This window comes from Mesorhizobium sp. M7D.F.Ca.US.004.01.2.1, from assembly GCF_003997785.1.
Taxonomy (GTDB): Bacteria; Pseudomonadota; Alphaproteobacteria; order Rhizobiales; family Rhizobiaceae; genus Mesorhizobium; species Mesorhizobium loti.
Genome location: NZ_RZRQ01000107.1, coordinates 1 through 18385, shown reverse-complemented (window position 1 = coordinate 18385; position 18385 = coordinate 1). Strand labels below are relative to the sequence as shown.

The 18385-nt window shown below is 60.1% G+C and carries 18 protein-coding genes and 1 pseudogene; 7 read left to right on the top strand and 12 right to left on the bottom strand.

Going from position 1 to position 18385, the window contains the following annotated elements; genetic code table 11:
• A partial coding sequence (locus EN993_RS16640; protein WP_164757683.1) for a Crp/Fnr family transcriptional regulator occupies window positions 1–454 on the bottom strand: 454 nt, incomplete at its 3' end.
• 163 nt (window positions 455–617) lie between these two features.
• On the opposite strand from EN993_RS16640, the gene hemN reads away from it, so the two are divergent.
• The gene (hemN, locus tag EN993_RS16635) at window positions 618–1967 is read left to right on the top strand and encodes an oxygen-independent coproporphyrinogen III oxidase (RefSeq protein ID WP_126069087.1); all 1350 of its coding nucleotides are present in this window, start codon (window positions 618–620) and stop codon (window positions 1965–1967) included.
• 9 nt (window positions 1968–1976) lie between these two features.
• On the opposite strand, the gene EN993_RS16630 is transcribed toward hemN, so the two are convergent.
• The 7 genes from EN993_RS16630 to EN993_RS16600 form a co-directional block, all read right to left on the bottom strand.
• Window positions 1977–2408 carry a potassium channel family protein gene (locus EN993_RS16630; RefSeq protein WP_126069088.1) on the bottom strand — a complete coding sequence of 144 codons (432 nt, stop codon included), beginning with the start codon at window positions 2406–2408 and terminating at the stop codon, window positions 1977–1979.
• Between the two features lie 197 nt (window positions 2409–2605).
• Entirely contained in the window at window positions 2606–3349 is a 744-nt protein-coding gene (locus tag EN993_RS16625) for a ribonuclease activity regulator RraA (RefSeq protein ID WP_126069089.1), read from the bottom strand.
• Between the two features lie 26 nt (window positions 3350–3375).
• Window positions 3376–4530 (bottom strand): mandelate racemase/muconate lactonizing enzyme family protein, encoded by a 1155-nt coding sequence (locus EN993_RS16620; protein ID WP_109671206.1) that lies wholly within the window; start codon window positions 4528–4530, stop codon window positions 3376–3378.
• Window positions 4531–4540: 10 nt separating this feature from the next.
• Window positions 4541–5638: an ABC transporter ATP-binding protein gene (locus EN993_RS16615; RefSeq protein WP_109671207.1), complete on the bottom strand. Its 1098-nt coding sequence runs from the start codon at window positions 5636–5638 to the stop codon at window positions 4541–4543.
• A gap of 22 nt (window positions 5639–5660) precedes the next feature.
• The gene (locus tag EN993_RS16610; RefSeq protein WP_109671208.1) at window positions 5661–6545 is read right to left on the bottom strand and encodes a carbohydrate ABC transporter permease; all 885 of its coding nucleotides are present in this window, start codon (window positions 6543–6545) and stop codon (window positions 5661–5663) included.
• Entirely contained in the window at window positions 6542–7432 is an 891-nt protein-coding gene (locus EN993_RS16605) for a sugar ABC transporter permease (RefSeq protein WP_109671209.1), read from the bottom strand. Before EN993_RS16605 ends, EN993_RS16610 begins: the two co-directional genes overlap by 4 nt.
• A gap of 141 nt (window positions 7433–7573) precedes the next feature.
• Window positions 7574–9070: a sugar ABC transporter substrate-binding protein gene (locus EN993_RS16600; RefSeq protein WP_245462845.1), complete on the bottom strand. Its 1497-nt coding sequence runs from the start codon at window positions 9068–9070 to the stop codon at window positions 7574–7576.
• Between the two features lie 313 nt (window positions 9071–9383).
• Between EN993_RS16600 and EN993_RS16595 the strand changes: the two genes are divergently transcribed.
• From EN993_RS16595 to EN993_RS16575, 5 genes are all read left to right on the top strand, one after another.
• Window positions 9384–10019: a GntR family transcriptional regulator gene (locus EN993_RS16595; RefSeq protein ID WP_245468857.1), complete on the top strand. Its 636-nt coding sequence runs from the start codon at window positions 9384–9386 to the stop codon at window positions 10017–10019.
• Between the two features lie 42 nt (window positions 10020–10061).
• A complete protein-coding gene (locus EN993_RS16590) occupies window positions 10062–11423 on the top strand; it encodes a mandelate racemase/muconate lactonizing enzyme family protein (RefSeq protein WP_109671212.1) in 1362 nt (453 codons plus the stop codon).
• Between the two features lie 45 nt (window positions 11424–11468).
• A complete protein-coding gene (locus EN993_RS16585; RefSeq protein WP_023767759.1) occupies window positions 11469–11795 on the top strand; it encodes an NIPSNAP family protein in 327 nt (108 codons plus the stop codon).
• Window positions 11796–11803: 8 nt separating this feature from the next.
• A complete protein-coding gene (locus EN993_RS16580; protein WP_109671213.1) occupies window positions 11804–13000 on the top strand; it encodes a mandelate racemase/muconate lactonizing enzyme family protein in 1197 nt (398 codons plus the stop codon).
• 734 nt (window positions 13001–13734) lie between these two features.
• On the top strand, window positions 13735–14040 hold the full coding sequence (locus tag EN993_RS16575) for a hypothetical protein (RefSeq protein ID WP_127264179.1): 306 nt from the start codon (window positions 13735–13737) through the stop codon (window positions 14038–14040).
• A gap of 221 nt (window positions 14041–14261) precedes the next feature.
• Here EN993_RS16575 and EN993_RS37805 read toward each other — a convergent pair whose 3' ends face one another.
• Together EN993_RS37805 and EN993_RS16570 are read right to left on the bottom strand one after the other, a co-directional pair.
• Window positions 14262–14981, bottom strand: coding sequence for an HWE histidine kinase domain-containing protein (locus tag EN993_RS37805; protein ID WP_348630425.1), 720 nt, complete (start codon window positions 14979–14981; stop codon window positions 14262–14264).
• A complete protein-coding gene (locus EN993_RS16570) occupies window positions 14867–16339 on the bottom strand; it encodes a cache domain-containing protein (RefSeq protein WP_348630424.1) in 1473 nt (490 codons plus the stop codon). Before EN993_RS16570 ends, EN993_RS37805 begins: the two co-directional genes overlap by 115 nt.
• A 231-nt stretch (window positions 16340–16570) precedes the next feature.
• On the opposite strand from EN993_RS16570, the pseudogene EN993_RS16565 reads away from it, so the two are divergent.
• Window positions 16571–16813, top strand: a pseudogene (locus tag EN993_RS16565) (integrase core domain-containing protein); the annotation flags it as partial.
• Between the two features lie 161 nt (window positions 16814–16974).
• Here EN993_RS16565 and EN993_RS16560 read toward each other — a convergent pair.
• Together EN993_RS16560 and EN993_RS16555 are read right to left on the bottom strand one after the other, a co-directional pair.
• Window positions 16975–17967, bottom strand: coding sequence for a GlxA family transcriptional regulator (locus EN993_RS16560; RefSeq protein ID WP_127264177.1), 993 nt, complete (start codon window positions 17965–17967; stop codon window positions 16975–16977).
• A gap of 192 nt (window positions 17968–18159) precedes the next feature.
• On the bottom strand, window positions 18160–18385 hold a 226-nt coding region (locus EN993_RS16555; RefSeq protein ID WP_206532377.1), incomplete at its 5' end, for a proline racemase family protein.

The following is an 18385-nucleotide window of genomic DNA, read 5'->3' as shown; positions in this document are numbered from 1 at the left end:
CCATCCAATCGCGTGCCTCGTCGAGTTCGTTCAGGGTCTGCTTGAGCAGGCGGTGCTCGAGCTCCGGCGACTCCCTCATCATCCTTTCGACGGACGCCCTTGGAAATGAACACAAGGAGACGGCAGTTGCCGCTTCCGCGTTGATCGCGCTTTCCACCTTGAATGGCCGTCCCAGAAAATCGGGGGCAAACTGAAGCCCGACAATCTGCTGGCGCCCATCCGAAAGGCTTTTCGTCAGCTTCACCACGCCGGAAAGCACGTTGGAATAGCTGTCGACGGTTTCGGCGTCGCCAATCAATTCTACCCCCGGTTCAATGGTGTGCTTTGACGAGGTCTTGGCGAGCCCGACCAATTGATCGGGATCGAGCGCGCCGCAGACGCCACGGTGGCGCGCTTCGCACGATTGACAAAGCACGGGAATGCCGGTGCTGTGAACATCCTGACGCACTGTCACCATGATCGCCCAAAAAATGAAAAACTCGGGCAGGGTATAGCATCAGCCCAAGAAAAAGCCCTTGCGGCAGTTTGTCCGCAGAAAGATGGTATTGACCGAAATCAAGGCTGTCGGCGTCCAAATGGATCAATCTCGCGCCATTCAAAGTGGAGCGGATAGAGACATGCGGCCAGACATAGTTGCCAGACTTGGCGAGAACGTGCCGCGCTATACGAGCTATCCGACAGCGCCGCATTTTAATGCAAGTGTTGATGCCGCCATTTGTCGTGGCTGGCTGCAAGGGCTCGATGAGGGCGACGAAATCTCGCTCTATCTGCACATACCGTACTGCGACAAGCTTTGCTGGTTCTGCGCCTGCCATACCAAGCAGACACGCCACTACGAACCGGTGACTGCATATCTGCGCTCACTGCATGCCGAGATCGCAACCGTCGCCAGTCTTGTCGCAGGCAAAGGCCGCGTGCGTGCCGTCCATTTCGGCGGCGGTTCACCGACGATGCTCAAACCGGCGGATATGGTGGCGCTGGGAACTGTTCTGCGCAACAGCTTCGCCTTTCTTCCTGGTGCCAAGATCAGCGTCGAGATCGAACCCAACGATATGGACGATGCCCGCCTCGATGCGCTCGCCGAGATCGGCATGACCCGCGCGAGCCTCGGTGTCCAGGACTTCGATCCGAAGGTGCAAAAGGCGATCAACCGCGAGCAGACGTTCTTGCAGACCAAGACGGTCGTCGACGGCGTTCGTTCGCGCGGCGTCGAATCCGTCAATCTGGACCTGCTCTACGGCCTGCCGCACCAGACCCGGGAAAGCGTCTCCTCCACGGTCGCGCAGGCACTGACCCTGGAGCCGGACCGTATAGCGCTTTTTGGCTACGCGCATGTGCCGTGGTTCAAGAAACATCAGACGATGATCGACGAGGCATGGCTGCCGGATCCGAAAGAGCGGTTTGCCCAGTCGCAACTGGCCTCTTGTCTGATGCTTAACGCAGGGTATGAGCCCGTCGGCTTCGACCATTTCGCCAAGCCCAACGATGCGTTGGCTATAGCGGCCCGCACCGGCTGCTTGCGCCGGAATTTCCAAGGCTACACCGAGGATCGCTGCGAAACGTTGATCGGCCTTGGCCCGTCGTCCATCAGCCAGTTTCGCCAAGGCTATGTACAAAATATGCCTTCGACCGCCGAGTATGCGCGCATGGTCGCCGACGGCGGACTGGCCGCGGTCCGCGGTATCGCGCTTTCCGACGACGACCGCGTTCGCGGCTGGATCATCGAGCGGCTGATGTGCGACTTCGGCTTCTCGGCGATCGAACTGGTGGAGCGCTTTGGCGAAGTTGGCCAAAGACTTCTCGTGAAAGCAAGTTCCACGGCCCTTCACGATCCTGCGCGGTTGCTTGAACTCAACGGTGACCGCTTCGTCGTGCCAGCGGAAAGCCGGCCCTTTGTCAGGAGCGTCGCGGCAAAGTTCGACAAATATTTCGAAACCGGGAAAGCCAGGCATTCGGTGGCGGTCTGAGCATCGCCGTCAGAAATGCTCGCCGGCCTTGAACGGGCCGATGCGGGTGCCTGCCGCGATCAAATAGGCGGTCGACCAGCCGATGAGCAGGAACCCGTTTACGCCCTCGAGCGCCGCCAGGACACGCCACGCATGAGCGGGCACGATGTCGCCGTAGCCGACCGTCGAAAAGGTGATGGTCGAAAAATAGAGTGCGGTCTCGAAGTCGGCGAAGATATCGAGCAACCGGTATAGTCCTGCCCACAGCCACACCTCCGCTGTCATGATGGCGAAGAGCCCCATCACCACGCTGATCATCGCGACGATCCGGCTGCGGCGCCCATGCATGCGAAACCGGGCGACAAGGTATCCCATCGCATGCGTGACGGCGATCAGACCAAACGTATGGACCAGGACCGTCAGACTTATGACGATGGTACCGATGAGCAGATTGAGGACCATGCGTGGAACCTAGCCATCCAGAGCCCTTGGTCCTTGTGCGAGATCAAATCCTTCATGGCATGCTGCAAACCGTGACCATTGAATGTGTGCACCATGTGCGCAGTGAAGTCGCCTCCAGCAAAAAGTGGCTCTCAGCTCCGGCCCGACGGTCTTTGGACAGGCCTTGCGTGGACAAAGCCCGTGCGGTTGTTTCTACGTCAATCCGCCAAGCGATTGGTTGTGCGCCACTCCTCGTATTCGCCGCGGGCATCGTCATGCAGCGGATAGTAGCGCTGCAGCGGAGCACCCTGCATCAGCTTCATTCGGGAAAAATCTTCCCACTCGTGATGGATCTTTGACGTTTCGATGACCTGCGCCGCAAGCGCGATAGGCAGGACGACGGCTCCGTCGTCGTCGGCCACGATGATGTCGCCAGGAATGACGGTGACGCCGCCGCAGGCTATTGGCACGTTGACCGCGAACGGCATCAGGCCGGTCTGGGTGTGGAAGTTGGGTGTCCAACCTCGCACCCAGAGAGGCAGGTCGAGTTTCTTGAGGTTGGGATAGTCGCGCAGACATCCGTCGATAACCATGCCGGCGCCGCCGCGGCCCTTGAAATAGGTCGACATCATGTCGCCGAAGACACCGGCGCTCATGTCGCCACGCGCATCAACGACGACGATGTCGCCTTCCTGCACGTGGTAGAGCACATGACGGTGGAGCTGTTTCTCCGGGTCGGCATATTCGCCTTCGCCGTAGAGATCCTCGCGCTTGGGCATGAACTGCAGCGTCAGCGCGGGGCCGACGATCGACTTGCCCTTGTTCCAGCTCACCGGCCCCATGATGTGCGGGTTGCGGATGCCCATGTGCCCGAGCGTGCCGGCGACCGTTGCCGAGCCGATGTCCCTAAGCGCATCGAGGAGGTCCCTGGGCGGCCGGATGATATCGGGCGTATGGGTCATGGTAAATCTCCTTTGGCCCGTAGGGCCTACCAGTTGGTGACCGAGCCGTCGGTCCGGCGCAGATGGGGGGCTTCCCAGAACTTGAAGCTTTGCTTCTTGACCAGCGCCTCATCCACCTCGACGCCGAGGCCGGGTGCGTCGCCAACTTCATAGACGGCACCTGTGAGCTTCGGTTGAACCGGGAAGATGCCGGCATCGTCGAAACCGTGATAGAGTTCACCGGGCGAGGCGCGGGTTTCGAGCCAGGCAAAGTTGGCGACCGCCGCCGAAAAATGGATCGTCGCCGCGGTGCAGATCGGCCCGAGCGGATTGTGCGGCATCATATCGACGTAATGTGCCTCGCTCCAGCCGGCGACCTTCATCGCCTCGGTCAGGCCGCCCACATTGCAGACGTCAATGCGGTTGAATTGGTGGATGCCGCGCTCGATGTATGGCAGGAATTGCCACTTGCTCGAAAACTCCTCGCCGATCGCGAAAGGCACGTCGGTGAGTTTCCTGAGTGCCTCATAGGCTTCCGGCGTTTCGTCACGGATCGGTTCCTCAAGGAAATCGAGCGTGCCCAACGGCATCTTCTGGCAATAGCTGGCGGCTTCCGCGACAGACAGGCGATGATGGTAGTCAACGCCCAGCACCACCGTCTCGCCGAGCTCCTCGCGAGCCTTGACGCACCATTTCGCCGTCTCGGCGATGCTCTTTCGAGGCTCATAGACGCCGCGGCTGTCATGGTCGGCCGGGAAGAGGCGGATGGCGCCCCATCCCATCGCCATGAGTTCCCTGGCTTGCTCGATTATTTGAGGACCGCAAGGGCCTTTGGTTGTTGCGAAAGTAGGGACATGATTGCGCTGCTTGCCGCCGAGCAACTGATAGACCGGCACACCCAGCGCCTTGCCCTTGATGTCGTGCAGCGCGATGTCGATGGCCGAGATCGCCGCGGTGAGCACGCGCCCGCCCTCGAAATACTGGCTGCGATACATCTCCTGCCACAGCGCGCCAATGGCGAAGGGATCGCGGCCGACCAGGAACTCGCGATAGTGCTCAATAGCGCCGACGACGGCCTTCTCGCGGCCGGACAGCCCGCTCTCGCCCCAGCCGTAAATGCCTTCGTCGGTTTCCACCTTGACGATGAGCTGGTTGCGGATGCCGACCCAGGTCGGGTAGGGGATGATCGCGGTGATTTTCATGAGATTGCCGCTACGCCGCCTTCAGCGCCATTGTCGTCTCGCCGTCGAACAGGTGCATCTTGTTTTGGTCGAACTCGATCCAGACGGGCTCGTCGGGCGAGATCGCGACGCTCGGCTCAAGGCTGACCACCACGACCGCAGCACCCAGATAGACCTGCACGAAGGTGATGTCGCCGGTCGGCTCGACGGTGTAGACCTTGCCGGGCACGGCGCCCGGCGATGCCTGTTTGTGCAGCCTGACGGTACTGTGGCGCGCGCCGAGTACGATTTTGTCCGAGCTGGCCGACAGAGCCTTGCGCGCATTGGCGGGAGACAGCGACAGATTCCAGCCTTCAGGGCTTTGCAACGACATGTCGGTGCCCCTGGTGACGGCCGTCAACGGCACCAGGCTCATCGCCGGACTGCCGACGAAACTGGCGACGAACGTGTTCACGGGATTGTCGAAGACTTGGGCAGGCGAATCGTATTGCTGCAGCACGCCCCCGCTCATCACCGCCATCTTATCGGCCATGGTGACGGCTTCGAGCTGGTCGTGCGTGACATAGATTACCGTCGCGCTGAGATCGCGCTGGAAGCGTTTCAGCTCAGAGCGCATCTGCACGCGCAGCTTGGCGTCGAGATTGGACAGAGGTTCGTCCATCAGGAAGACTTTTGGGTCGCGTACCAGCGCCCGGCCGAGCGCGACGCGCTGCTGCTGGCCTCCGGACAGTTCGCGCGGCAGCCGCTTCAGAAGGTGGACGATGTCGAGCACCTTGGCGGCTTCCATTACCTTCCTTTCGATGTCCGGCTTGGCAAGTTTTCGCATCTTCAGCGGAAAAGCCAGGTTCTGGAACACCGTCTTGTTGGGGTAGAGCGCGTAATTCTGAAAGACCATGGCGATATCCCGGTCCTTGGGATCGAGATCGTTGACCAGGGTGTCGCCGATGTAGATGTCGCCGCCCGATATCGGCATCAGCCCGGCCACCAGGTTGAGCGTCGTCGTCTTGCCGCAGCCGGAAGGCCCGACCAGCGCAACGAACTCACCGTCCTCGACGGTCAGCGACACATGATTGACAGCATAGAGATTGCCATAGGTCTTGACGACTTCTCGCAGAACGACCTGGGCCATGCGGCTTCTTCCCCTTACGCAGTCACGACTTCACGGCGCCTTCTGTCAGGGCGCGAACGAAATATTTCTGTAGCACCAGGAACAGGACCACGACCGGCACGCTCATCAGGAAGGTTGCCGCCATCAGGCCGGGCCAGTCGGTGGCGAACTCGGTGAAGTAGCGCTGGATACCCACCGGCAAGGTCAACTTGTCCTTGTTGTTCAGGAACGTGACGGCATAGACGTACTCGTTCCAGGCACCAATGAACGAGAAGATCGACGTGGCGATGATGCCTGGCGACGAGAGCGGCAGCACGATCATGTAGAAGGCCTGGAAGCGCGTCGCCCCATCGATCCGCGCCGCCTGCTCGAGCTGGATCGGGATGTTGTCGTAGAACCCCTTGAGCAGCCAGATCGAGAGCGGCAGGCCAAACGTCAGATAGGTCAGGATCAGGGATGTGTGGGTGCCCACCAGCCCGAGCCGGCGCATCAGCAGGAACAGCGGCATCAGGAAAACGACCGCGGGAAACATGTTCCTGACCAGCACCGCGAAGAACAGGAACGTGCGGCCCGGAAAGCGGAATCGCGAAAAGGCATATGCCGCCGGCACCGCGACGACGACGCCGAGGATCGTCGTCGCCACCGAAACGTAGAGGCTGTTCCAGAAATATTGCAGGAATTCGTGGCCGACCGAATTCGAGGGATCGAGCAGCTTGCGGTAGTTTTCGAGTGTCGGCTCGGCCGGCCACCACTGCGGCGGGTATTGCATGGCGGCGAATTGCGACTTCAGCGATGTCAGCACCATCCACGCCATCGGCAGGACTGTGAAGATCAACAGGAACAGCAGGAAGACGCGACCGCTCCATCGCCACCAGTCAATGGGTTTTCTGGCAGCGGAACGGCTGGTGTCGGCGAGGGTACTGGTCATGCCCTGGCCTCGTCGCCGCGCGTCAGTGCCTTCACGTAGAAGTAGCCCAGCGTCATCAGCACGACGAACAGAATGACTGCGTAGGCCGATGCCAGACCCCAGCGCTGGCGCCCGAAGGCGAGCTGATAGATCTGGGTGATCCAGATGTCGGAAGCGCCAGCAGGCCCGCCGCCCGTCATCACCCACGGGATGATGAAGGAGTTGAAGTTCGCCACCATCAACAACAGCAGTGTAACCATCGAGACGCCTTTCAGGTGCGGAAAGGTCACGTGCCAGAAGCGTTGCCATGTATTGGCGCCATCGACCTGGGCTGCCCGCAGCAACTGGTCGGGCACGGTCTGCAGGCCGGCCATCAGCATGATCATGGCGAAGGAGAATTCCCGCCAGATGTTGACGACGATGAGCGAGGGCAGGACCGTGTACAGATTGTCGAGGAAGTTGATCGGCCTGTCGGTGAAACCGAATTGCACCGACAGTGCGCCGATCACGCCGAAATCCGAATGGTAGAGCCATTTCCAGACATAGGACGCGGCAACGGCGCTGACGACATAGGGGACGAGCAAAACGGCGCGAAGCACGCCACGGCCGGCGAACTCGCGGTGCAGCGCCAAAGCAGCGCAGAGCCCGAGCAGGAAGGAGATGAGCGTCGAGGATATGGTCCAGATCAGCGTGTTGACGGTGACATCACGGAACGACTGGCTGGTCAGGATGGTGACGTAATTGTCGAGCCCGACATAGACCTTGTCCTTCATCTGAAGGTTGGCGGGCGTTTTGAAAAGGCTGAGTTCAAGCGTGTAGTAGACGGGATAGGCGATGACGATCATCATTACCGCGAGCGCCGGAAGCACGTAGAGGTAGTCCGCGCGATGGTTCACCACCCGCTGCATAAGGCCAACGCGCCTTCCCGGTGCAGGGGCCAGTTCCGTGGCGATGCTCACGGGCTACATCCTTTGTTGGAAGACGTGGGGACCGGCAGCACGAAGGCTGCCGGCCGTTCCAGGGCGGGACGGGACTTACACCTCGCCAAGTTATAAGCCGCCAAGCAGCGCCTTGACCTTCGCGGCGGCGTCATCGGCAGCCGCATCGACCGTCATCTTGCCCGTCAAGGCATTCTGCAGCATGTCCGGGACAATGATGTTCATGATCTCCGGCGCTTCCGGGACGACCGGGAAAGGAATGCCGTTGGGCAGCATGGATGTCGTCACGTCGAGGAACTTGATCTGCTCAAGACGCTCCTTCATCCACTTGGTCTTGAAGCCGCGCAAATTGCCGGGGTTCGAACCGACCCAGTTAAGCCGCGTCGACCATTCCGGGCTTGTCCACATGCAGATGAGGGCCTTCACCGCCATCTCGTCGGTTCCGCCGTCCACATACTCCGGCTTGAGGACATGAATGTTGGAGCCGCCGAACACCACGGCGCGCCGCGCCGGACCTTCAGGAATCAGGCCATAGCGCATGTTCGCCACCACGGCGTCGGCAACTTTCTTGTCGGCGCCGGTTGCCTTGGATGCCAGGTCCACCATCTTGGCGTATTCGGCCGGATGAGCGATCATCATGGCCAACTGGCCGGCGATGAACGGGCCCTGGTTCTCGTTTTGCGTGTTGGTGAGCGCGGAGACCGGGACCGATTTGTCGCGCACATACATGTCGTAGGCAGCCTGCAGCGCGGCCTTTGCGCCGGGGCTGTTGAGACCGATGTTTTTGTAGGTCGGGGCCGGGTCGGCTTCGTCGAGCGCCGCGCCGCCGTAGGCCCACAGTTGCGGCATGAAGCGGAACGGCGTGTTGCCGGCGTTCTGCTTGGCCACCAGGCCGTAACCGGCAATGCCGAGCTTGTCGTGGATTTGCTTGGAGTCTTTGACGACTTCATCCCATGTCGCTGGCGGCTTATCCCCATCGAGGCCGGCATCCTTGAATATCTTGGCGTTCCAGATGAAGGCCATGGTCTCGTTGTTGGTCGGGATGCCGTAGGTCTTGCCGTCATAGGTGACCGACTTCAAGGCACCGGGCCAGAAGTCCGCTGTCTTGTATCCGACGTCTTCGGGCTTCAGCTCCTGCAAGTACCCCTTGGCCGCAAATTCCACGCCGCCCAGGATCTGCAGCCGCACGACCATGGGGCCGGCATTGCCCAGCAAGGCCGTGCGAAACTTGTCGAGAAGATCGTTGTAATTGATGTTCTGCGCATCGGTCTGGATGTTCGGGTAGGTCGCCTTCCACGCCACCCAGAACTCCTTGTCCATCTGCTTGGTGATTTCGGGCTCGGCATCCGACGGACCGGTGTACCAGTAGGTCAGGCGACCCTTGTAATCGAGCGGCACGACCTTGGAGCACTCGGCGGCAGTGTTGACTTCCTCGGTGCCGGCAATACTGCGGACATATTCCGGAGACCATTTGCTGATGTCGACGCTTTGCGCATGGACCGCGGTGGACATCATCGATGCGGCCAGTGCGAGCGCCACCGAGGATGTCAGGACCTGCCGGCGGCTCTGACGACCGGCCTCAGCTGCGCGATTTCTCGAATTCTTCATTGAGATTTCTCCTCCTCACGGCGGCGGCCAGCCAGCTATTCGGCAGGGCGTCCGACCCACAGCTTGCGCTCCTCCCTGGGCGGTCGAATTCGTTCCGACTTCAGCCAAGGTTCGTGAGACTTCCAGACAAAATTGTATCTGTCAACCTGGATGAAATCGTACATTCTTTTGGCAAGTTAACGTACTATGGGCTTGGCTAACGCGAAAAAGCTGCATAAAACCGGCATCCATGGGCGAAATCACACTCATCGACGGACCATCAGGGGACAGACCATCGGGGGAAACCTTCGATCAACCCGGCTGGGTCTATGAAATGATCCGCGACGAGATTATTTCGGGTCGCCTCGGACCCAATGTGAGGCTCAAGATCGCGGATCTGGCTGCCCAATACGGCACGTCGACCAATCCGATCCGCGAGGCGCTGCAGCAATTGCGCGGAGAGGGCTTTGTCCTGATCGAGCCCAATCGCGGCGCCCGCGTTCGGCCGATCGATGAAACCTTCGTGCGTGACATCATCGAGATCGAGGTGCTGATCGAGCCGGCGCTGACGCGCTGGTTCGTCTCGATCGTCGATGATGCGGACATTGCCAGGCTTGAGGCGGCGCAGGCCGCGATCGAAGAACTCAACTTCGCCGATCTGGCCCAGCACGGCGTGCTCGACACGCGTTTTCACCAACTGATCTACGACCGCCACTACAACCGGCATGCCGCCGAACTCTGGTGGAAACATCGCGAGATCCTGCGCGCCATCAGCCGCCGCTTTCCGACATCGCTCAGCCGGCGCATGGCTGTGCTGCGCGAGCACCGCGAACTGATCGAACGCATCAAGGCGCAGGATGCGGACGGCGCAGCCGCCGTCGTGGCCAGGCACGTGGAAGGATCTGGCCGCCATATCATCGAACAGATGGGGGTAGCCAGGCGAGCGGGCCAGGCAGGCGTCAAATCCTGACCAGTAAGTGGGCCAAATCCTGACCAGTAGGAGAGTGGTACGATGGCGAGAGACAGCAGTGCAGCTGAGACGATCGAGAACAATGTCCGCAGCGGTTCGCGGCCGAGCGATCTGCGCATCACCGACCTGCGCGTTGCCGAGATCGTCGGCGCGCCGTTCACCTCGGCGCTCATCAAGATCTACACCAACCAGGGCATTGTCGGGCTTGGTGAGGTACGCGACGGCGCCAGCGCGACCTATGCGCTGATGCTCAAGAGCCGGTTGCTCGGCGAGAATCCCTGTGACATCGACCGGCTGTTCCGCCGCATCAAGCAATTTGGCGGTCATGGCCGGCAGGGTGGCGGTGTCTCGGCAGTCGAGATCGCCCTGTGGGACCTCGCCGGCAAGGCCTATGGCGTGCCGATCTACCAGATGCTCGGGGGACGGTTCCGCGACAAGGTGCGTGTCTATTGCGACACCGATGCGGAGAAGCCCAGTGGCACCGAGACCGGCAAGCGGCTCAAGGCGCGGATGGATCTCGGCTTCACCTTCCTCAAGATGGACCTCGGGCTGGCGCAGATCTCCCACATCCCAGGCGCTGTGGTCGCGCCGGCTGGCGTGCTCGACGGTTTCCGCACGCATGCCAGCCGCGGTCGGGCACGCACGCTGGACGAACGCCGGGCACGCAATGCCGCCTATGACGCGCAGAACGTGCCGCATCCCTTCACCGGCCTCCACTTCACCGAAAAGGGCATCGACCTGCTCGATCAATATATCCACGAGGTCCGCGAGGTGATCGGCTACGAGATCCCGCTCGCCATCGACCATGTCGGCCACATCTCGCTGCAGGACGGCATCCGTCTCGCCCGGCGGATCGAGAAATACGCACCAGCCTGGCTCGAGGACGTGATCCCCTGGCAGTACACCGAACAGTATCGGCAGCTGCAGCAGGCTACGTCCGTGCCGATCTGCACCGGTGAGGACATCTATCTCAAGGAAGGTTTCGAGCCGCTGCTCAACGCCGGCATCTCGGTCATCCACCCGGACTTGCTTACGTCAGGCGGCATCCTCGAGACGAAGAAGATCGGCGATGCGGCGCAGGACCATGGCGTTGCCATGGCTATTCACATGGCGGAGAGCCCGATCGCCGCCATGGCGGCTGCCCATGTCGCCGTGGCCACGGAAAACTTCATGGCGCTCGAATACCACAGCGTCGAGGTCGACTGGTGGGACGATATCGTCACCGGCCTGCCCAAGCCGCTGGTCAAGGACGGCTTCATCACCGTCCCCGACAGACCGGGCCTGGGCATCGACGACGTCGTCGACGAAGTGATCAGCCAGCACCTGCAGCCCGGCATCACCGGCATCTGGCAGCCGACCGATCACTGGGACGATGAATATTCCTGGGACCGCACGTGGAGCTGACTCTACACCTCTCCCCGGGGGGAGAGGTGAACAGAAGGATCGACCATGATCTACGAACTTCGCATTTACGACTGCCTGCCGGGCCAGCTGCCGGCACTGCTCAAGCGTTTCAACGACCATACCTTGGCGCTGTGGGATAAGCACGGCATCCGCCAGGCCGGGTTCTTCACCACGGTGGTCGGCGAAAGCAGCAATCGACTGACCTATTTCGTCGCCTGGGAATCCCTTGCCGAGCGCGAAGTGAAATGGAAGGCCTTCACCACCGATCCGGCATGGCTCAAGGTCCGCGACGAGTCCGAGCGCGATGGCCCGATCCTGGCCAATATTTCCAGCCAGTTTCTCGCGCCAACCGCCTTCTCGTCGGTGAAATAGAGGACATCATGAAGATCACCGATCTCCGGTGCGCCGTCATCGGCAAACATCCCATCGTCCGCATCGTGACCGATGAAGGTCTTTATGGCCTCGGCGAGGTTGAGTACACCAAGCCCTATCTCAAGCCCTGGGTCCTGCATTTCCGCGAGGCGCTGATCGGTGAAGATCCGACCGACGTCGAACGCTGCATGCTGAAGATCCGGCAGCGCGGCTCGTTCAAGCCTTATGGCGCCGCCGTCAGCGCCATCGAGCACGCTCTCTGGGACATCGCCGGCAAGGCGGCCGGCGTTCCAGTCTACAAGCTGCTCGGCGGCAAGGTGCGCGACAAGGTGCGGGTCTACAACGGCTCCATCCGCAAAAAAAGGACCGGCGACAAGCCCGAGGACTACGCGGCCGACGTCAAGTGGATGATGGAGCGGCCCGAAAACTTCTTCATGGTCAAGCAGGGGATCAGCTTCCACTCCAACATGAAGACGAGCGTGCCCGACTTCCACTACGGCGTCCGCCAGCCGCCGACCTATCACGGGGCGATGGACCAGGGGCAGATCAGCGAGCGCGGCATGGCGCATATGATCGAATGCGTCATCGCCATGAAGGAGGTGCTCGGCGACAAGGTTTCGCTCGCGCTTGATTGCGGCCCCGGCTGGTTTCTGCCGGACGCCATCCGCTTCGCGCAGGCGGTGGAAAAATACAATCTCATGTGGCTCGAGGACATGCTGACGGGCGACTACGTGCCATGGGTCAATCCGCAGGCCTACCGCGAACTCACGACATCCACGTCCACCCCTATCCACACAGGAGAGCAGATTTACCTGCGTCATAACTTCAAGGAACTGATCGAAACGCAGGCGGTCCGCATCATCGGTCCGGACCCCGCAGATATCGGCGGCATCGCCGAGCTCAAATGGGTGGCCGAACATGCCTACATGCACTCGATCATGATGGCACCGCACGGCACGGCGAATGGTCTCCTCGGCCTCGGCGCGCTGATCAATGTCTGCGCAACTCTGCCCGCCAACTACATCGCCTTCGAATACCCCAGCGCCTCCGACCCCTGGTGGGAGGATATCGTTATTGGCCTGCCGACGCGGATCGTGAAGGATTCGATGATCGACTTGCTCGAAGCTCCCGGATTGGGCGTGGACATCGATGCCGCAGGCGCAAAGAAGTATCTCAAGGAAGAGGACGCCGGTTTCTTCGACTGAATAGACATCGCGTACCGTACGGGCACACTTCGAGGCATCGCTTGCCGGGGCCAACCTGTTGGTCGCGTGTGGCGTTGCCGGCTGCTCCGGAGTGCACTAGACCAACCGCTTTCGTGTGCACTATGTGCAACAAGAACGTCGATGTAGCCATGTGGCTTTCCGTTGCGGTGGCGTAGGCGGGCGCCTTTTGCCAACTGGTCTGTCTTTCCAATCGGGAATTGGATCGACCTAGATCAAAAGAAGACGATGACATTAATATAACAGACAACAAACTTGCTATTGCGCCGATGATGGACTGGACGGATAGACTGGCAAAATCAACGCGTTATAAGGGTTCGTGTGCATAAACTGCACACGAAAGTCCTGCTTCTCTTCCATTTTCGTTCCTGCGATGGGGTATCCGACGGGTATCTTCGGACCCCCGTTGAACATCAGTGCTGACCTGTCCTGCGAAGATCGTCGCACGTACATCCGCGATCTGCCGTTTGCCGGATAGCCGACGGACGTACAGGATGGTTCTCTCAAGCTGCCGGCTGCATGGCCCCCTCAGCGGCATGCCCCTAAATTAGTTTCTGGATGGTTCACCAACCATGCGAAATTCATATGAAGGGTAGGGGCTGCCTAACCACTTCTTTATCAATACTTCACCATAGGGACAACGGTCCGGGAACCTTTCTGATCGCTGCGGACTTCTGGGATTCACTGCGAATCCAACCAAATGAAGGGGTCTCCGCATGAAAGTCACTGCAGCAGGTATCGACCGCATCAAGATCGGCAATGCGGACGCGAGCGGCCAAGACGCACAATTCGTCATTTGGCTTTATCTTCAGGTTGACGAAGGCGGCACACAGACCGGTCAGGAACTGGTGGTGTCTATACCATACGACGCGCATATGACGTTCGACGATCTCGCCACCCAGGCTTTCGAGAAGGCGCACGCCATGCTTCGCGCGTGCTGCGAGATAGATCAGTCCATGTGGTGGAAGCAGTTCAACCGCAGCCTTGCGCCGCTGCCCGAATGGACACCGGGTGCGCAGTAGCTGGCAGAACCTTCATTGCCGCTGCGTGGCGGCAACGTCGCTAGTCTAAAGGCTGGAATGTTGCCATTCTTCTCGTCGATCGGAACGATCAGGTTGCGCCATTGGCGGACACCCGAAGCAGAACGTTCCCTTCTCTGACATAACCGCTTTGGCGTGGGCGAGTAGCGGCCAACGGCAAGATCTTCTTCCTATGCAAATAGCTCGGACTGAACCGGCGAGGTCTAAGTTTCGCTGCTTGGGAAATGTGCCTCAGCCTCATTCGGCTCAAACAAGTTCACCCGAAAATCGCAAGCCAGTCCTGACCTTTCGAACGTCAGGACGATTCGGCCTGCCGAGTCGGAGGCGAATATGCGCTCCAGAAGCTGGGTGCCAAACCCCTTGCGCTCGATAGGGCCGACGGTTGGGCCGCCTGTCTCTCGCCATTCGAGTTCAAGTCGGCGTTGCTGTTTTTGACCAACAAGCTTCCAGGATATCGAAACCTTGCCCTTTGCATTCGACAGCGCCCCATATTTGATTGCATTTGTCGTAAGTTCATGAAGCGCGAGAGCAAATGAGAGGGCGACGTTTGGCGGAAGCCAAACCTTGCCGCCGCTGATTTGAAAGCGCTCGATCGATGCATGCGGCTTGATTGACGCTGTGATCAGATCATTGAGATCGGCACCGCTCCAGTTCTGTTGCGTAAGGATGTCGTGCGCCTTTGCCAGCGAGATGAGCCGGTTGGACAGGGTCCGTCCTGCCTCGGGCAACGTCGTAGCGTTGCGGATCGTCTGGCTTGCGATGGATCGGACCACCGCAAGCGTGTTCTTGACGCGGTGATTCAGTTCATTCACCAGCAATTTGCGGTGCTCTTCGCCGCGTTTACGGTCCGTGATGTCCAGGCTGATTTGCACAGCGCCAATAATGTTGCCGCTTGGGCTGCGGATCGGACGCGCGCTCGACAGCAGGAAGCGCTCCCCCCTGATGGAAGGGTGTAGGCGAACTCTTCGTTGTCGGTCAGCTCTCCGCGCATTGCCCGGCTTAGAGGTCGGTCTTCACGGCTTACGGTGTGGCCGTCCTTGACTGCGACGGTGTTGATCACCAGATCGGGCGCCCCAAAGGATTTACGGACGTCCGTCGGTAAACCCATGAGTTCGGCAGCGAAGCGATTGCGGATCACCTGGAGCGCTTTCGGGTCATAGGTGAACCAGACCGCCGCCGGCACCGTCTCCAGCACTGTCTCCAACTCATACCGACGCTCAGCGATGGCTCGCTCTGCGTCAACCAGCGCCTGCGCGATAGCAGCGAACTCGGTAACCGAGGTTGACATAGGTTCAACGGCGCGGCCGTGGCCCAGCGCCTCAGCGCGAGCGGCAAGGTCGGCGGTCGCTCCAGTGAAGCGCTTTCCAACGACGTACCCGAGGGCGATTGACACAAGAAGCGCCAGGAGGCCTATCCCGCAAATTGCCGCGAGCGAGCGCCACAGCGGCGCCTGCACATCCGAAAGCGGCATGTTGGCGGTATAAAACCAATCGGAATATGACGATCGGTAGTAGCCTGCCAGCAGCGTGATGCCTTCGTAGTTGCGGGACGTGAAGCTGCCGGAGCGGCCAACGATTTTTTCCAGATATTCTGGCAATCCGGGCTTGCCGGTCATCTCCTCGTGCGACCTGGAACGTGCCACGTAATTACCGTCGCGATCTCCAATGCCCACCGTCCACCCCTCAGGCACCGCAGGCATCATCACATCGCGAATGCGCGCGGTTGGGACAGAAATCGAAAGCACCAGGTCTTCGCCCGTCGGAGCCGGCACCTTTGTGGCTACAGCGATGCGGTAGGTTTTGGAATCCTTGCTGGCGAAGACATCGCTGACGAAAACGCCAGACGCTCTGAGTTTCTCCCGATCCCCCGCCGATATCGGTTCGATCGGCGGCAGATCAGCACCGTACCCGATCTCTGTATTCAACAGTTGATTACGCTCTAAATCGCGCAGGACGATGATCCGGTCCGTCCCTTCGACCAGGCTGAGCGCCTCGCCGCGAAAGGCCTCCAGATCGCCATTGGCGAGAGCAGCCGATTTCGACAGACCGTTGAGAGTCGTTTGGAGGTTGGCTAGTTCGCCCTCGACTACGAGCGAAACCTGCCGGGCAGTCTGCAGTGCATCCTGCTCGAAGCGGGATCGCTCGTGCAGAGCATATTGGACCAGCAGATAGGCCGCGAAGAGCCAGACGGGTACCACCGCGGCAGCGATCAGACCAAGCAGGTGCGATCGTGCTGATCGACGAGGCAAATGTTGCTTCCCCTGCCGCCCCAGAAACTTCACCAACCATAATCGCAAGCCTGCGAACAGCAAGCTTTAGTTCAAGCGAACGCGATCGAGCCGGTTTGCAAGCGGCAGATGACTGCCAGTGATCCAAAGCAGAAAGGTCAGGAACGCGCCTCATGGCGATCGTTCGGGCTAGCGGCACTGTCTCCCAAAAGCATTTCGCTGGCATTCTCTTGACTATGCTGTATCGCTCGACGGACCGCCTCTGTCGCTGTGGCGCTCCCATGCAACGGCCAGGTCGAGAGAATGAACCGGACTATCAAGGACGCCACCGTCAAGCGCTTCTACTACGAGAGCCACGACCAACTGCGCACCCATCTCGCCGACTTCGTCGCCGCCTACAACTTCGCCCGCAGGCTCAAGACCCTCAAGGGTCTCACACCCTACCAGTTCATCTGCAAGGCGTGGGCGTCACAACCGGAACGCTTCAAACTCAATCCGCTCCAGCAAATGCCGGGACCAAACATCTAGGCTCGTAATCGATTGCCACACGTTTTCAAATTCGTCCGTTAGTGCTAACGGCAGGTAAGGTAGGCAGTCGGGAGGGGTAGGCGACGCTTCCGGCGCCGTCACTGCGGACCTCTCGTCGAGACCCAAAGCGGTTGTGGCGTCACTCTATCAACCTCGGCAAGTCAGTTCGAAACGGCCGATCTGAACTTGCTCGGTGGTTGACCATAAGTCTGACGGAAGAGCCTCGAGAAATGCGAGGCGTTTTCAAAGCCGACCTCGATCGCGATCTCGATCATCGGAGCCCGGGTCTGCATCAGGAGGTATTTCGCTCGCTCCAGACGCACCCTTGTGTAGACAACCGCCGGAGAACTGTTTGTTTTCTCAATGAAGAGGCGCTCGAGTTGCCTTCGTGATAGTCCAACCAAGGCGGCCAATTTGGGAATGGAGATTCTATTCTCGACATGGTTCTCCATGATGATGAGCGCAGCCTTGAGTCTGGGATCATGGCTCTCGATGGCAAGCGGTCTGCGCGGCTGGATGTCCGACGCCGAGCGCGCCTTCTCGATCTGCAGCACCTCGAGTGCGTTTGTCTCGGCCTCCCTGCTGATATGGCGCCTGACGATCGACGCGGCCATATCTGCCGCGCTGCTGCCGCCGGCACATGATCCCCTGGTGCGGTCAAGATTGAACAGACGGTCCGCCCTGACCGCGTGATCCGGGAAGCGCTCGCGGAAAGCCTGAAAATGGAGCCAGCTGACGCAAGTCTGATGGTACTTCATCAGGCCAGCCTCGGCCAGGATGAACGTTCCCGTGCAGACCCCAATCAAGGGGACTTTCGCAGCGGCGGCTCGCTTGAGGTAGCTGACTGTCTCGCTGTCGACCGGAAATTCACCGTTCAGCAGCCCGCCGACGACCACGATATAGTTGAACTCTCTCGGGTCCACGAAATCCGATGTCGGCGCGACCTGGACTCCGCAACTGGAGGTGATCAGGTTTCGGGTGCTCGCCAGGAGCTGCCAATCGGCCAAAACCCTGCCAGATTTGTCGGTCTCGTCGCTCGCCAATCTTAGCGTGTCGACGAACAGCGCGAACGCGGAAAGGGTGAAGGAGCGAGCGAGGACAAAGCCGATCTTCAACCGGTCGATGCCGGGTGCTTCTTCCGCCGATTTCTTCACCGCCTGCCTCCGTCCTTATCTGGCCGACAGCGCCTTACGATGTCGCAGTGCCCGCAAGCGAATATCGGAACGAATGGTCGCACCCGCGGCGATCAGCTGCATCAGTTCGCCGATGCAATCGATCGTCGTCCGCCGGCAATCCACAAACACCTTACCCTTTGCCATCGTCGCACAGCCCGGCTGTCGGTGCACCTACTGCTTCACCGAGGTGGAGGTTCCCCAGGTATCGGACAGCACATAGCCTTGGGGGTACGGATCGGTTGGATCGAGATAATAGCTGTGCTCGCCCGTGATCCAGGCCCGGCCGGTGATCTCCGGAACGATCGCCTTGCGATCGCCGATCTGCGTCAGCTCCAGGATCCTGCCGGTGAAGCGCGAGCCGATGATCGATTCATGGACTAACACGTCGCCAACACCC